Here is a 14,982-nt window from a genome sequence, read left to right on the forward strand (position 1 = left end):
CGCCCCCGCTAAGCCCTTGGCCGGGCCTTGAAAGCCGGAATCAGAGCCGCCACAGTGCCGGCCATGACGATGCAATGGTCGCGGCTGCTGTCTGCCCAGAGACTCGGGCACCACGGCGCCGAGCCGGTCACGCCGGCACGTAATCCGTTCCAGAAAGACTGGGACCGTGTGGTCTTCTGCTCGGCCTTCCGGCGCCTGCAGGATAAAACACAGGTGCACTCGCTCCCGGAGAGCGACTATGTGCGCAACCGGCTGACCCATTCACTGGAAGTGTCATCGGTCGGGCGCTCGCTGGGGGCGCAGGTCGGGCAGGTTGTGCTCGAGCGCCATGGCGCAGCATTGACGGGCATCAGCGCGGCCGAGTTCGGCCATATCGTTGCCGCGGCGTGCCTGGGGCATGACATCGGCAATCCGCCATTCGGCCATTTCGGCGAAGCGACCATCCAGCACTGGTTCCAGTCCGGCCCGGGCGCCAGCCTGATGGAGGGCCTGAGCGAGGCCGAGCGTCTCGACTTCCTCTGCTTCGAGGGCAATGCGCAGGGCTTCCGCGTGATGACACGGCTGCAGAACTGGCGCGATGCCGGCGGTCTGCGGCTCACCTGCGCCACGCTGGCCACCTTCATGAAATACCCCTTCGGCAGCCAGGCGGCCGACCCGAAGAAAAAGAAATTCGGGCATTTCGCTGCCGAGGCCGGCCTGTTCGAGGAAATGGCCGGCAATGTCGGGCTGGTGTCGCTGGGCAAGGATCGCTATGCGCGACATCCGCTGACCTATCTGGTCGAAGCGGCCGACGACATCTGTTACTCGGTGGTCGATGTCGAGGACGGCTTCAAGCTCGGCCGCATCACATTCGCTGAAGCCGAAGAGCGGCTGAAGAGCCTGCTGCGCCGCCTGCCGCCGCGCTATGCCGAGATCACCGACGAAACCTGGAAGATCGCTTATCTGCGCGCCAAGGTGATCGGTGACCTGATCGATCTCGCCGTCGAGGTTTTTCTCGCGCATGAAGCCGAGATCCTGCGGGGCAAATTCACCGGTGACCTGCTGGGTAAGACTGATGTGACGCCGCAGCTGGACGAGATCGCCAGTTTCACACGCGCCCGCATTTTCGAGACGCGCGAGCGTTTCCAGACCGAGGTGATGGGCGGCGAAATCCTTACCAGCCTGCTGGCGGCCTTCTGCGAGGCGCATCATGCGCTGGAACTGGCGGGTGGCAGCAGCGTTTCGCTTGCGCCGCGGCAGCGCGCCCTGCTGCGTCTCATGCCTTCGTTGCCGCGCGGTGAGGCCTCGCGCTACGACTGGCTGCTGACCGTGACCGATTTCATCAGCGGCATGACGGATTCTTACGCACTGACGCAGTTCCAGCGGCTGCGCGGTCTGCAGTAACGATAAAACGGCGACGAGGAAACATGGCGGTCAAGATTGACTATTACGTCTTCATCAGTTCCCCCTGGGCCTATCTCGGCTCGGAGCGTTTTGCCACCCTGGCCAGAAAATACGCCGCACAGGTGACGATCATTCCGATGGCGCCGCTCACGCTGTTCGATGCGACCGGCGGCCTGCCGCTGCTCAAGCGCGCGCAGCAGCGCCAGGATTATCGCTTTGTCGAGCTGGAACGCTGGCGCAGCCATCTCGGCGTCAAGCTGAACCTGCGCCCAAAGGGTTTCCCTACCAATGAAACGATGGCGGGCAAGCTGGTGACGGCGGCGCGAGACAGTGCGGGCAATGATAAAGCGATCACGCTGGCGCATGCGATGATGCGCGGCCTCTGGGCCGAGGAGCGCGATATCGCCAACCCCGACGACCTGAAGCAGGTTATCACCGAAAACGGCCTCGATGCCGGCAAACTGTTCGCCGCCATCGAGACGCCGGAACTGCTGGCGGAATACGGACGCGGCACGCAGCAGGCGATTGCCGCCGGCGCTTTCGGCGCGCCCTTCTACGTGATCGAAGGCGAGCCTTTCTGGGGCCAGGACCGGCTCGACTTCGTCGAACGTAAGCTGGCCGGTCTGACATGAGTCTGCGCCGGCTCATTCTGCTGCTGCTTCTGTCCGGCCTTGTCGCGCCGGATGTGGCAGCCCAGGAGAAGCCGGCGCCGGAGACACCGGCAGAGGTGCCCGTGGCATCCACCGCGACGGTGCCGGCCGCCACAATGGATGCCGAGACCAGATGCCTGGCGCTGTCGGTCTACTGGGAAGGCAAGACCGAGACGCGCGAAGGCCAGCTGGCGGTGGCGCATACCGTGCTGAACCGCACGAAGAATCCGAAATTCCCGAATACGATCTGCGGTGTCGTGGCGCAGAAGCCGGAAGGCAGGAAAAAGGGCTGCCAGTTCTCCTGGTGGTGCGACGGCAAGCGCGACGAACCCAAGGACGACAAGGACTGGCACGAAGCCGTCGATGTCGCCAAGGCGACGATGAAAGCGGAAGCCGGCGATCCGACCGGCGGTGCACTGTATTTCCACAGCAGCAAGATCAAGCCGCCGGTCTGGGCGACCAAGCGCAAACGGCTCGCCCGTATCGGCGACCACATATTCTACCGATAGAGAAAAAGGGGAGGACACTATGGCGAAGGAAGATGAGACCAGGGCGCTGTTTGAAGCTGGCTTGAAAGTGCGCCGCGAGGTGCTGGGTGCCGACTATGTCGATAAGTCGATCGCCAATGCCAACGACTTCATGATGGCCTTCCAGCATATCACCACCGAATGGTGCTGGGGCTATGGCTGGGACCGCCCCGGCCTGGACCGCAAGACACGCAGCATGCTCAATCTCGCCATGCTCACCGCGCTCAATCGCGCGCCCGAGATCAAGCTGCATGTGAAGGGCGCGCTGAACAACGGCGTCACCGTCGACGAGATCAAGGAAGTGCTGCTGCATGCCACGATCTACTGCGGCATTCCGGCCGGCCTGGACGCTTTCAAGGCGGCCAATGAAGTGCTGGTCGAGGCGGGTGCAGTGCCGAAGAAGGGATGATAACCGGCCAAGCCAAGCTGTGCCGCAGCGCTATGGCTTGAGCTTGGCGGCATTTACTGGAATCCTGTCGGCATACTGAGCAATCGAGTATGCCGCACATGGCCATGTCGACCCAGATTACCATCGTAATGATCGAGGATGACGAGGGGCACGCGCGCCTGATCGAGCGCCATCTGCGTCGCGCCGGCATTGACGACGAGATCGTGCCCTTCACCACCGGCGCTCCGGCGCTGGAATACCTGCTCGGGCCAGATGGCACCGGTGCGGCCAATCACGATCGCCCCTTCGTGCTGCTGCTGGATCTGAGTCTGCCCGACATGCATGGCGCCCATATCCTGCAGACGGTGAAGAAGAATCAGAACCTGCAGCATTCGCCCGTCGTCGTGCTCACCACCACCGACGACAAATACGAGGTCGATCGCTGCTACAGCCTCGGCTGCAATTCCTATGTGGTGAAGCCGATCAATTATGAAGCCTTCGGCCAGGCTATCCAGAATCTAGGCGCGCTGCTGAAGACCATGAAGCCGGTCTGACGATTTTCTGCACAGCTGTACCCGCGGCGGCGGTTTATCACCAATATTTAAGTGTTGACTTATTTAAGTGAAAATCATAAATAAAGGTCATGGAGATATTCACAGCCTTGGCCGATCCCACCCGTCGCCGCATCGTCGAACTGCTGAGTCGCGGCGAATGTGCCGCCGGCGAGATCGTCGAGGCCTTCGATGTCAGCGGACCGGCGATTTCCCAGCATCTGAAAGTATTGCGCGAAGCGGCCCTGGTGCAGGTGCGCATCGAGGGTCAGCGCCGCATCTACCAGCTCAACCCGCAGGGCCTGAGCGAAATGGATGCCTGGCTGAACGATGTGCGCCGCTTCTGGGCGCCGCGGCTGGATGCGCTGGAGCGCGAATTGCTGAAGCCGGAACGGAAGCCGAAAGCAAAAAGGAGCAGGCGATGAACAGTGTCTCGATGAAGCAGGTGATCGACAACGACGCCTACGGGAAAATCCTGGAATCCGGTGCAGTGCGTTTCGAGCGCATCCTGCCGGGACCGATCGAGCGCGTCTGGGACTACATCACCGTGCCGGAAAAGCGCGCGACCTGGCTGGCGGGCGGCGAGATGGAACTGCGTGTCGGCGGCCGGGTGACGCTGGAATTCCATAACGCCACACTGGCGCCGAAGGGTGAGCCCGTGCCTGACTGGCTCAAACCCTATGCCGGGCCGCTGACCAATCCCGGGCGCATCACGCAACTGGCACCGCCCTATCTGCTGGGCTTTACCTGGGGTGATGCCGGCGACGGCAGTCCGGCCTCGGAAGTCGTCTTTGAGCTAAAGGCGCAGGGCAAGAGCGTGATGCTGGCGCTGACGCATCGTCGCCTGACCAGCAATACCGAAGGGTTGATGGTCTCCTGCGGCTGGCATGTGCATACCGGCGTGCTGGTGGCGGTGCTGAACGGTGAACCAAAGCCGCCCTACTGGAGCAAGTTCGACCAGGTGCAGGCGCATTACAAAGCGCAGTTCGCGGTCTGACATCACGTCAATCGGCCTGCCGCCAGGGCCGACATCGAAACCGGGAGCCGGCTGTGGCCGGCGCCAACGGCACCCCTATGCCAACTGCAGCAAACAGACGGAGATCGAGTTATGGAGAAGCGCGATTACACGATCGGATTTTTGGTCGATCAGTCACCGGAAGAGGTTTTCGCCGCCATCTGCAACGTGCGGAAATGGTGGTCTGAAGGGATAGAAGGATCGGCCGACAAAGTCGGCGACCGTTTTATCCATAGCGTGCTCGATCTGCACCGCTGCGACATCGCGGTGAAAGAGATGGTCCCGGCCCGGAAGGTCGTGTGGCGTGTGGTCGACAATTACTTCAGCTTCACCAAAGACAAGACCGAATGGACGGGAACCGAAATCGTGTTCGATATCGCCAGGGCCGGCGACCGCACCGAGCTTCGCTTCACGCATCTGGGACTGGTGCCGGAGTATGAATGCTACGATGTGTGCCGGGATGGCTGGAGCACCTATATCAGCAGCCTGCGCGAGCTGATCGCGACCGGTAAAGGTCAGCCCAATATCGGTGAAGCCAGGACAGGCAGCGAGCAGAGGCTGATCCGGGCGAAGGGTGCCTGAAACGGTCATGCATCTGGTGCGACTGAAAGTTCCGGGCGGCCTTGAGAATCTCGATCTGGTCGAAGAGGACTGTCCCGCGCCGGGGCCGGGCGAAATGATCGTCAGAATCCGCGCAGCCGCGTTGAACTTCCATGACAGCATGGTGGTGAACGGGAAGATTCCCTGCGCCGATGGCTGCATCCCGCTGAGCGACGGCGCCGGTGACGTGGTCGCGCTTGGCGCCGGCGTGGACGCGTTCCGGCCGGGTGAGACCGTCGTCAGCGCATTTTATCCCGATTGGGCAGGGGGGAATCTGACGCCGGCGATCCAGCAGGTCGTCCCTGGCGAAAGTGTCGACGGTTTCGCCAGTCAGTATGTCTGCAGGCCGTCGCGCGCATTCACCAAGGCACCTGCGGGGTATACTCCGGCAGAGGCCGCCACGCTGACCTGCGCTGGCGTCACTGCCTGGCGCGGCCTTGTGGTGGATGGCGGCGTGAAACCCGGCGATACCGTTCTGGTTCTGGGGACTGGCGGTGTATCCTTGTTCGCACTGCAATTCGCAAAAGTGGCTGGTGCCAGAGTCATTGCCACCTCTTCCTCGGATGAGAAGCTGGAAAAACTCAAGCGGCTCGGCGCCGATGCCGTCATCAACTACAGGGCGGAGCCGGATTGGGGCCGGAAAGCGAAAGACCTGACGGACGGACGCGGCGTCGATCATGTGATCGAAGTTGGCGGGGCAACGACGCTGATGCAGTCGGTCGCAGCCTGCAGGACGGGCGGGCATATCGCGCTCGTGGGTCTTTTGACCGGTTTTACGGCGGACGTGTCGATCCCGGCGCTGTTCTCAAACCGGATCCGCGTGACCGGTGTTTCGGTGGGCAGCCGGACCGACCAGGAAGACATGATCCGGGCGATTATGGTGAATCGCCTGAAACCTGTGATCGACCGCAGTTTTGCGTTGCAGGACATTGCCGCCGCCTTCAGGCATTACGAATCGCGGATGCATTTCGGCAAGGTCTGCCTGGAACTCTGACGCGAAAAAGCCCGGCCTCCTTTCGCGGGAGACCGGGCTTCTCCATGGAAGCGGGAACTGGCTGCGAAATCAGTTCACGCTCTGGATCGCGTCCTTCAGGATGCCGAAGATATCGTCGATGTGTTTCCTGGTCAGGATCAGCGGCGGCGACAGCGCGATGGTGTCGCCGGTGAGCCGTGCCATCAGACCCTTCTCATAGGCCTTCACGAACACCTCGTAGCCGCGCTTGCCCGCGCCGTCTTCGCGCGGCGCCATTTCAATGCCGGCCATGATGCCGATGTTGCGCAGGTCGATAACGTTCTTCACGCCCTTCAGGCTGTGCACGGCGTCTTCCCAGTAGGGCGCCAGCGCCTTGGCATTCTCGAAGATGCCTTCGTCGCGATAGAGGTCGAGCGTGGCGATGCCGGCGGCGCAGGCCAGGGCATGCGCCGAATAGGTATAGCCGTGGAACAACTCGATCATGTTCTCTGGCCCGCTCATGAAAGCATCATGCACATGCTTGCGGGTGAAGACGGCGGCAGCAGGCACGGCGGCATTGGTCAGGCCCTTGGCGGTGGTCATCATGTCGGGGATCACGCCGAAGGTCTCGGCGCCGAAGGCGGCACCGGTGCGTCCGAAGCCGGTGATCACTTCGTCGAAGATCAGCAGGATGCCGTGCTTGTCGCAGATCTGGCGCAGCTTCTGCAGATAACCCTTCGGCGGGATCAGCACGCCGGTCGAGCCGGCGACCGGCTCGACGATCACGGCGGCAATCGTGCTGGCGTCGTGTAGCGTGACGATACGCTCCAGGTCGTCGGCCAGATGGGTGCCCCAGTCGGGCTGGCCCTTGCTGAAGGCCATGTCCTTCAGGCTGTGGGTGTGCGGCAGGTGATCGACGCCGGCCAGCAGCGGACCGAACACCTTGCGGTTCGACACGATGCCGCCCACGGATATGCCGCCGAAGCCGACGCCATGATAGCCGCGTTCGCGGCCGATCAGGCGGGTACGTGCACCTTCGCCACGGGCGCGGTGATAGGCGATGGCGATCTTGAGTGCGGTATCGACGGCTTCGGAGCCCGAATTGGCAAAGAAGACATGGTTCAGATCGCCCGGCGCCAGATGGGCGAGCCGCGAGGCGAACTCAAAGGCTTTCGGATGGCCCATCTGGAAGGTGGGCGCGAAATCCATTTCGGCTGCCTGTTTCTGGATCGCCTCGACGATCGGCTTGCGGCAATGGCCGGCATTGACGCACCACAGGCCGGCCGAACCGTCGATCACCTGGCGGCCGTCATGCGTCGTGTAGTGCATGTCCTTGGCGCCCACCAGCAGTCGCGGATTGGCCTTGAACTGGCGGTTGGCCGTGAAGGGCATCCACCAGGATTCGAGGTCGTTCGGGACGGCGGTATTTTCGTTGGAAACGCGCGCGGGATTGGCGGACATGACGAGCTCCGATGATGCCGGGAAATAGGGGGCAGAGCCGCATCATCGGGGGTTTCAGGGTGGCGAAACAGTGCTTTTCTGACCCGGATAAACCCTTGATATTTATAAGATCATGAGCAGAATGTTCAGGATCGTGAACAGTAAAACAGGGCGCCAGAGACGGAGCGGGCCATGGATCAGACCCCGGGTATCGACATCGGCAGCCGGCTGAAAGCGGTGCGGCTGGCGGCCAAGCTGTCGCAGCGCGAACTGGCCCGCCGCGCCGGGGTCACCAACGCCACCATTTCGCTGATCGAGGCCAACCAGATGAACCCCTCGGTCGGCGCGCTGAAACGCGTGCTCGACGGCCTGCCGATGTCGCTGGCGCAGTTCTTTGCCCTTGAAGACGCGCCCGCCGCAGCCAAGCCGTTCTATGCGGCCGATGAACTGGTGGAAGTGGGCAAGGGCAAGATCAGTTATCGCCAGGTCGGCGCCGACCTGCGCAGCCGCGCGCTGCAGATCCTGGTCGAACGCTATGCCTCCGGCGCGGATACCGGCCGGGTGATGCTGCGGCATAAAGGCGAGGAGGGCGGCGTGGTGATCCGCGGCCGGCTGGAAGTAACGGTGGCCGAGCAGGTGCGGGTGCTTGGTCCGGGCGATGCCTATTATTTCGAAAGCGACCAGCCGCATCGCTTCCGCAATATCGGTCCCGAACCCTGCGAGCTGATCAGCGCCTGCACGCCCCCCACTTTTTGAGGGCCGACGTTTTAAGGGCCGTCAGGCCTTCGTCGCCGCGACGCAGACAATCTCGACCATATGCGGATGCTCCAGCGTGGCACCGATGCAGGCGCGCTGGGGTGCATTGTCCATATCCACCCAGGCATCCCAGGCTTCGTTCATCAGGGGCTTGAGCGCCATGTCGCAGATGTAGACCGTGCAGGACAGCAGCCGCGATTTGTCGCTGCCGGCCTCCTTGAGGAAGTGCTCGATTTTGGCGAGCGTCTCCGTGGTCTGCCGGCGCATATCCTGCTCGGCGGTGTCGGCGACAGCAACCGTGTAGATCAGGTTGCCGCGGACGACAGCGCGGCTGCGGGTCGGTGTCATGCCTGAGAGGCGTGTGATCGGCTGCATGGCGCCTACTCCTTTGTACTGGCGACGGCGACGATCTCGATCAGATCGCCGTCTTCAAGCGCTGCGCCGATGCAGGCGCGCTGCGGCGGATTGGCCATATCGACCCACTGATCCCACACCTCGTTCATCTGCGGTTTCAGCGCCATGTCGGTGATGTAGACCGTGCAGGACAAGAGCCGTGACTTGTCGGTGCCGGCCAGGGCCAGCTGCGTGTCCAGATTGGCCAGCGCCTCGGCTGCCTGCTTGCGCATGTCGAGTTCGTAGGTATCGGCGGTCGCCACCGTGAAGACCAGGCCATCATAGGCGACGGCGCTGCTGCGCCCGGCGACGCTGCCGGGGAAACGTTTGATCGAAGTCATGCTGTCTCCGTCAGCCGGCGGCATTGCCGATCATCTGGTTCGGCAACCAGGTGACCAGGCCGGGGAAGTAATAGATCAGCGCCACGGCGACGCACATCAGCAGGAACAGCGGGAAGGCCGTCCTGGCGATGTAGGTGATCTGGTGTCCCGTCATGCCCTGCAGCACGAACAGGTTGAAGCCGACCGGCGGCGTGATCTGCGCCATCTCGACCACAAGCACGAGGAAGATACCGAACCAGACCAGATCGATGCCAAGCTTCTCGATCATCGGCAGCACGATCGCCATGGTCAGTACGATCATCGAGATGCCGTCGAGGAAGCAGCCGAGAATGATGTAGAAGACCATGAGCACGACGATGAGCGCGCCGGCGGAAAGGCCCATCTGGCCGATCCAGTCGGCCAGATGACGCGGCAGGCCGGTGAAGCCCATCGCCAGCGTCAGGAAGGCTGCTCCTGCAAGGATCAAAGCAATCATGCAGCTGAGCCGCGTGGCGCCGAGCAGGCTTTCCTTGAAGGTCTGCCAGGTCAGCGAGCCCTGCAGCTTGGCCACCAGCAGCGCGCCGACCACGCCCAGGCCGGCGGCCTCGGTGGCAGTGGCGATACCGGTATAGATCGAGCCGAGCACGGCCACGATCAAGGCGACAGTGGGCAGCAGGTGCCGCGAGGCGAAGATCTTTTCCTTGAGGGTGTAACGCTCGGTCGGTTGCGGAATCTTGCCGGGATTGAGCAGCGACCACACCACGATATAGCCCATGAACAGCGCACCCAGCATGATGCCGGGAATGACGCCGCCGATGAACAGCTTGGAGATCGAGACATCGGTGGCGACGCCATAGACGATCATGATCAGCGACGGCGGGATCAGCAGGCCCAGCGTGCCGGCGCCGGCCAGCGTGCCGATCACCAGGTCTTCCGGATATTTGCGCGCGCGCAACTCGGGAATGGTCATCTTGCCGATGGTGGCGCAGGTGGCGGCGGACGAGCCGGAGACGGCGGCAAAGATGGTGCAGCCGATCACGTTGGTGTGCAGCAGGCGGCCGGGAATGCGCGTCATCCAAGGGGCCAGACCGCGGAACATGTCTTCCGACAGCTTGGTGCGGAACAGGATCTCGCCCATCCAGATGAACATCGGCAGCGCGGTCAGCGTCCAGCTCGAGCTGGAGCCCCAGATGGTGGTGACCATGGCGTCGCCGACAGGGCGCGAGGTGAAGACCGCCATGGCGATCCAGCCGCAGGCGAGCAGGCCGAGGCCGATCCACAGGCCGGCAGCGAAGAGAACGAACAGCGCGGCAATCAGGAAGCCGGCGATAAAAACCTGGTCCATGCTTCGGTTCCCGTTATTCCGTGCGCGCCAGCTCGTCGGCCGGCTTTTCCAGCGATTTGCCCATCAGCACCATGAACAGCTCCTCGACGAAGGAGATGAAGAACACGGCAATGCCGAGCGCCATGGGGATCTGCGGAATCCACAACGGCGTGGCGTCATGGCTGCTGCTGATATCGTTAAACTTGTAGGACCACCAGGCCATTTTCACGCTGTAGGCAGCGAAGACGCCGGAAATGGCCACGGCCATGATCAGGCAGAAAATCTCGAAGCCGCGGCGCGATTTGCCGGTGAAACGGCTGATCACCAGGGTGACCCGGATATGGTCGCCCTTGGTGAGCGTGCCGGCCAGTGCCAGGAAGGACGCGGCGGCCATGAAGTAACCCGCATATGCGTCGAGGCCGCGGATATAGAAATCGAACTGGCGGCCCAGGATGCTGAGGATGATCGCGACCAGCAGGGCGATCATGAACAGTCCGGCCAGCCATAGGGCGGCCTGGTAGAGCGGTGCGAGCGGAGAGCGCATGGAGTGAAACTCGAAAGTAGAAACCGGGGCGCAGAAAAGCGTCGGGCGGGTTTTTGAGGCCCGCCCGACTGCGTTTTACATTTTCTTGTAGTTGTCGACGATGGCCTGGCCATCGGCGCCGGCCTTCTTGATCCACTCTTCGGTCAGCGTCACGCCAATCTTTTCCAGACCGGCCTTCAGTGCCGGCGAGGGCGGCAGAACCTTCATGCCGTTCTTCGCCAGATCGGCCTTCGACTCTTCGGTTTCCACCTTCGACATGGCGAGGCCACGCGTTTCGGCAGCGGCAGCGGCATCCATCACGGCCTTCTGGGTCGCCGCATCCAGCTTCTTGAAGGCGTCGTTGTTGACGAAGATCAGGTTCTTCGGCAGCCAGGCCTGGGTGTCATAGAAATGCGTCAGGCCTTCCCAGACCTTCATGTCGCGGCCGGTCGAACCCGAAGTCATCATCGAGTTGAGCACGCCGGTGGCAAGCGCCTGGGCCAGTTCGGCGACCTGGATGGTCACCGGCTGGGCGCCGACCAGTTCGGCAATACGGGCGGTCGCCGGGCTGTAGGAGCGCCACTTGGTGCCCTTCAGGTCTTCAACCGTGTTGATGTCCTTCTTGGCATAGACGCCCTGCGGCGGCCACGGCACCACATAGAGGCCGGTCATGCCCTGTTCGGCCAGCTTCTTGTCGATCACCGGCTTCTGCGCCTTCCACAGTTTCACCGAGGCATCGTAGCTGGTGGCGAGGAAGGGCACGGCATCGGCGCCGAACACGGTGATTTCGTTTTCGATGTTGCTCATCAGCACTTCGCCGATCTGCACCTGACCGGTCTGCACCGCGCGCTTGATTTCCGGCGCCTTGAACAGCGACGCGCCCGGATGGACGGTAATCTCCAGCTTGCCGCCCGACATCTTCTTCACGTCTTCGGCAAACAGGACCAGATTCTTGGTATGGAAGCTGTTTGCTCCATAGGCACCAGGCAGGTCCCACTTGGTCTGCGCGAAGGCACTCGAGGTACCAGCCAGCGCAACGCCGAACACGGCGGCGGAAAGCCACATCTTGCGAGTCATATCGATTATCTCCCCGTTGGACGATGCGCCCAGGACTTCGCGTGGCGCGCATGTAAAATAGTTTGTCATCGTATGACCAGTTTTGGCAAGGCCAAGGCGCGCAGAAAACAGGCTGGCGCTGAAACAGGCAAGATGATCGTGAACCGGTCATTCTTCCTGATGCGAACCAATGGCCCAATCGTCACTCAGACTGCCTTTTCCCTCGCAACCGCAAAAACCCATGCCATCCGTCAGGCATGACGGCAATTGGCGCACTGGCCTGGAACCGGCTATGGTGCCGCACAGGCAGGGAACGGCAGAAAAACGGGCAGCCATGAGCATCGCAGACGATCGGGTCTCCGCCGCGCCGCAGATTTCCGGTGAACCGCCTGTGCAGCAGCCGGCCTCATGGCGCGCGCGGTTGTCCTGGGCGATGTTCGACTGGGCCAACCAGCCGTATTTCACCGTCATCACCACTTTCATTTTCGCGCCGTATTTCACCTCGAAGGTCATCGGCAATCCGGTGGACGGGCAGTCGCTCTGGGGCTTCACGCAGGCTTTTTCGGCCGTCATCGTGGCACTCGGCGCGCCTTTCCTCGGCGCTATCGCCGATGCTGGCGGCCAGCGCAAACCGTGGCTCTTCGCCTTCCAGTTCCAGCTCGCCTTCGGCTGTGCGCTGCTCTGGCTCGCCCAGCCCGGCCAGCCGCAGCTGATCCCGCTGGTCATTCTCGGGTTGGTGCTGGCCAATATCGCTGCCGAATATTCGATCATGTTCAACAATGCGCTGCTGCCATCGCTGGAAACACCGCGCCATGTCGGGCGGCTCAGCGGTCTCGGCTGGGGCATGGGCTATGTCGGCGGGCTGATCGCGCTGTTTGGCGTGCTGATCGTGTCGCAACCCGAATTGATCGGCATGATGCCGCCGCCGGGCGAGGCGTTGCTCGGCCTGAAGCGCGATGCCTTCGAGGCCGAACGCATCATCGGACCTGCGGCGGCGATCTGGCTCAGCATCTTCGTGATGCCGATGTTCCTGTTCACGCCCGACCGTCCCGGATCGGGCAAGCCGTTCCGCACCGTGGTGCGCGACGGTATCCGCCGCGTGATCGACACGATCCGCCATATGCGGCGCTACAAAAACCTGTTGCGCTTCCTGCTGTCCTACATGGTCTACTACGACGGCCTGGTGGCAGTGATCGGCTTCGGCGGCATTTATGCTGCCGGCGTGTTCGGCTGGGGCACGACGGAGCTTGGCCTGTTCGGCATCGCGCTCAACGTGATCGCCATTCCCGCCGTGATCTTCGGCGGATGGCTCGAAGACCGCTGGGGCTCCAAACGCGCCGTACAGCTGGCAATCTGCCTGGTGGGCGTGGGCACGCTCGGCATCATGTCGATCGGACACAGCAGTGTGCTGTTCGTCATCGAGGCCGCGCCGAAGCTCGCCGGTGCCGGGCTGTTCTCCTCCGCGGGCGAACAGGTCTTCTTCCTCTGCGCGGCCTTCCTCGGGCTTGGCATGGGTACGATGCAGGCGGCCAGTCGTACTTTAGTGGCTCGCCTGTCGCCGCCCGACATGGTGGGCGAATTCTTCGGCATCTTCGCACTGTCCGGTCGCGCCACCACATTCCTGGCGCCGCTGCTGATCGGGATCACAACAGCGGTCTTCGCCACCCAGCGCATCGCGCCGGTGGTGATCCTGGTCTTTCTGGCACTCGGCTTCGCGCTGCTGTGGAAGGTTCAGGAACCGGCGCGTCAGTAACGCGCCGGGGCCTTTTCGGTTTTACCCGGTCTTGGCAAAACGCTGCGGCTTCTCGCGGTTGGCGAGATCCAGTTCGGCATCATGCATGTAGTCGCGCGTGATCGGCAGGGTGTCGACCTTCTTGGCCAGTTGCACCTGGAACACCATATGGCCCCAGTGCCGGAAGGTGATTTCCGATGCCGCCAGGTAGAATTCCCACATGCGGCAGAAGCGCTCATCGTAAAGCGCCTTGGCCTTGTCCCACTGCGCCATGAAGCGCATGCGCCAGTGTTTCAGGGTCTCGGCATAATGCAGGCGCAGGATCTCCATGTCGGTGACCCAGAGCTGGCTCTGCTCGATCACCGGCATCACTTCCGACAGCGCCGGGATATAGCCGCCGGGGAAGATGTATTTGCGGATGAAGGCCGGCGTGGTGCCGGGCCCTTCCGAGCGGCCGATCGAATGCACCAGCGCCACGCCGTCATCGGTCAGCAGGTTGTGGATGCCTGCGAAATATTCGCGGTAATGCGGCACGCCGACATGCTCGAACATACCGACGGAGACGATACGGTCGAATTTGCGGCCCAGCATCCGGCGGTAGTCGACGATCTCGAATTTCACCCGGTCGCTCAGGCCGCGTTCCTGCGCGCGGCTGCTGGCGATGGCATGCTGCTCATGGCTCAGCGTGATGCCGACCACCTCCACGCCGCAGGTCTCCGCCAGATACAGCGCCAGCCCGCCCCAGCCGCAGCCGATCTCCAGCACGCGCATGCCCGGCTTCAGGTTCAGCTTCGCTGCGATGTGGCGCTTCTTGGCCAGTTGCGCCTGTTCCAGCGTGGTGTCCGGCGTCGGGAAATAGGCGCAGGAATACTGCTTGTCGGTATCAAGGAAGAGGTCGTAGAGCCGGCCGTCCAGATCGTAGTGATGCTGCACGTTCCTGCTGGCGGCGGCTTCAGGGTTGAACTGGTACCACAGCCGCATCGCGCGTTCCCAGCCGCGCTGGATGCCGGTGAAGGGAATATTGCCGTGGACGCCGAGATTGCGCACCACCAGGGTGAGGAAGTCGAAGATGCCGCCCTGTTCGAGGACCAGCTCGCCGTTCATGTAGCATTCGCCGACGGCAAGTTTCGGATTCAGCGCGATGCGCCATTCGGCGCTCAGGCTGGTGATGCGGATCGCCACCGTCTCCGGGCCGGCCGGTTCACCATAATGCCGCCGCTCGCCGCGATGATCGATCACCGTCAGCGATCCGGTCCTGATGAGTCTCTTGAACACGGCACCAAGAAGCATGCGGAATCTCCTTGTAAGTCAGAGATAACGCCCCATCCCGTGTTTTATATTGGCGCGGCAGACGAGCCTCGACAAGAGGGCT

Annotated in this window: 19 protein-coding genes; 12 read left to right on the forward strand and 7 right to left on the reverse strand. The window is 62.5% G+C overall.

What is annotated here, in order from left to right; all coding sequences use genetic code 11:
• Nucleotides 1-63: 63 nt before the first annotated feature.
• The 9 genes from FNB15_RS08190 to FNB15_RS08230 all read left to right on the forward strand — a co-directional run bounded on the left by FNB15_RS08190 (nt 64) and on the right by FNB15_RS08230 (nt 6,108).
• Entirely contained in the window at nt 64-1,383 is a 1,320-nt protein-coding gene (locus FNB15_RS08190; RefSeq protein WP_144068230.1) for a deoxyguanosinetriphosphate triphosphohydrolase, read from the forward strand.
• A 23-nt stretch (nt 1,384-1,406) separates the two neighbouring features.
• Complete coding sequence (locus FNB15_RS08195) at nt 1,407-2,015, forward strand: 2-hydroxychromene-2-carboxylate isomerase (protein WP_144068231.1); 609 nt, start codon at nt 1,407-1,409, stop codon at nt 2,013-2,015.
• On the forward strand, nt 2,012-2,542 hold the full coding sequence (locus tag FNB15_RS08200; protein ID WP_144068232.1) for a cell wall hydrolase: 531 nt from the start codon (nt 2,012-2,014) through the stop codon (nt 2,540-2,542). The genes FNB15_RS08195 and FNB15_RS08200 overlap by 4 nt, the downstream gene beginning before the upstream one ends.
• Before the next feature lie 19 nt (nt 2,543-2,561).
• Nucleotides 2,562-2,969, forward strand: coding sequence for a carboxymuconolactone decarboxylase family protein (locus FNB15_RS08205; RefSeq protein ID WP_144068233.1), 408 nt, complete (start codon nt 2,562-2,564; stop codon nt 2,967-2,969).
• A gap of 104 nt (nt 2,970-3,073) precedes the next feature.
• Nucleotides 3,074-3,502, forward strand: coding sequence for a response regulator (locus FNB15_RS08210; protein ID WP_144068234.1), 429 nt, complete (start codon nt 3,074-3,076; stop codon nt 3,500-3,502).
• Nucleotides 3,503-3,609: 107 nt separating this feature from the next.
• The gene (locus FNB15_RS08215) at nt 3,610-3,924 is read left to right on the forward strand and encodes an ArsR/SmtB family transcription factor (protein WP_221932769.1); all 315 of its coding nucleotides are present in this window, start codon (nt 3,610-3,612) and stop codon (nt 3,922-3,924) included.
• The gene (locus FNB15_RS08220; protein ID WP_221932770.1) at nt 3,921-4,496 is read left to right on the forward strand and encodes an SRPBCC family protein; all 576 of its coding nucleotides are present in this window, start codon (nt 3,921-3,923) and stop codon (nt 4,494-4,496) included. The genes FNB15_RS08215 and FNB15_RS08220 overlap by 4 nt, the downstream gene beginning before the upstream one ends.
• A gap of 111 nt (nt 4,497-4,607) precedes the next feature.
• Nucleotides 4,608-5,096, forward strand: coding sequence for an SRPBCC family protein (locus FNB15_RS08225; protein WP_144068236.1), 489 nt, complete (start codon nt 4,608-4,610; stop codon nt 5,094-5,096).
• A 7-nt stretch (nt 5,097-5,103) separates the two neighbouring features.
• A complete protein-coding gene (locus FNB15_RS08230) occupies nt 5,104-6,108 on the forward strand; it encodes a zinc-dependent alcohol dehydrogenase family protein (RefSeq protein ID WP_144068237.1) in 1,005 nt (334 codons plus the stop codon).
• A 69-nt stretch (nt 6,109-6,177) separates the two neighbouring features.
• Here the strand turns inward: FNB15_RS08230 and aptA are convergent, their stop codons facing one another.
• Nucleotides 6,178-7,527: an omega-aminotransferase AptA gene (gene aptA, locus FNB15_RS08235; RefSeq protein WP_144068238.1), complete on the reverse strand. Its 1,350-nt coding sequence runs from the start codon at nt 7,525-7,527 to the stop codon at nt 6,178-6,180.
• 171 nt (nt 7,528-7,698) lie between these two features.
• On the opposite strand from aptA, the gene FNB15_RS08240 reads away from it, so the two are divergent.
• Nucleotides 7,699-8,262: a cupin domain-containing protein gene (locus tag FNB15_RS08240; protein ID WP_144068239.1), complete on the forward strand. Its 564-nt coding sequence runs from the start codon at nt 7,699-7,701 to the stop codon at nt 8,260-8,262.
• Nucleotides 8,263-8,283: 21 nt separating this feature from the next.
• Here the strand turns inward: FNB15_RS08240 and FNB15_RS08245 are convergent, their stop codons facing one another.
• From FNB15_RS08245 to FNB15_RS08265, 5 genes are all read right to left on the reverse strand, one after another.
• On the reverse strand, nt 8,284-8,637 hold the full coding sequence (locus FNB15_RS08245; protein ID WP_221932771.1) for a RidA family protein: 354 nt from the start codon (nt 8,635-8,637) through the stop codon (nt 8,284-8,286).
• 5 nt (nt 8,638-8,642) lie between these two features.
• Nucleotides 8,643-8,996, reverse strand: a complete 354-nt coding sequence (locus FNB15_RS08250) for a RidA family protein (RefSeq protein WP_185973775.1) — start codon at nt 8,994-8,996, stop codon at nt 8,643-8,645.
• A 10-nt stretch (nt 8,997-9,006) separates the two neighbouring features.
• Nucleotides 9,007-10,320, reverse strand: a complete 1,314-nt coding sequence (locus FNB15_RS08255; RefSeq protein WP_144068241.1) for a TRAP transporter large permease — start codon at nt 10,318-10,320, stop codon at nt 9,007-9,009.
• Between the two features lie 13 nt (nt 10,321-10,333).
• Nucleotides 10,334-10,843, reverse strand: coding sequence for a TRAP transporter small permease (locus tag FNB15_RS08260; RefSeq protein ID WP_144068242.1), 510 nt, complete (start codon nt 10,841-10,843; stop codon nt 10,334-10,336).
• Between the two features lie 75 nt (nt 10,844-10,918).
• Complete coding sequence (locus FNB15_RS08265) at nt 10,919-11,899, reverse strand: TRAP transporter substrate-binding protein (protein WP_144068243.1); 981 nt, start codon at nt 11,897-11,899, stop codon at nt 10,919-10,921.
• 72 nt (nt 11,900-11,971) lie between these two features.
• On the opposite strand from FNB15_RS08265, the gene FNB15_RS20940 reads away from it, so the two are divergent.
• Nucleotides 11,972-12,139, forward strand: coding sequence for a hypothetical protein (locus tag FNB15_RS20940; RefSeq protein WP_185973776.1), 168 nt, complete (start codon nt 11,972-11,974; stop codon nt 12,137-12,139).
• Nucleotides 12,140-12,212: 73 nt separating this feature from the next.
• Nucleotides 12,213-13,631, forward strand: a complete 1,419-nt coding sequence (locus FNB15_RS08270) for an MFS transporter (RefSeq protein WP_185973777.1) — start codon at nt 12,213-12,215, stop codon at nt 13,629-13,631.
• A 21-nt stretch (nt 13,632-13,652) separates the two neighbouring features.
• On the opposite strand, the gene FNB15_RS08275 is transcribed toward FNB15_RS08270, so the two are convergent.
• Nucleotides 13,653-14,900 carry a cyclopropane fatty acid synthase gene (locus tag FNB15_RS08275; RefSeq protein ID WP_144068245.1) on the reverse strand — a complete coding sequence of 416 codons (1,248 nt, stop codon included), beginning with the start codon at nt 14,898-14,900 and terminating at the stop codon, nt 13,653-13,655.
• Between the last annotated feature and the right edge of the window lie 82 nt (nt 14,901-14,982).

Source organism: Ferrovibrio terrae, assembly GCF_007197755.1.
GTDB classification, from domain to species: Bacteria; Pseudomonadota; Alphaproteobacteria; order Ferrovibrionales; family Ferrovibrionaceae; genus Ferrovibrio; species Ferrovibrio terrae.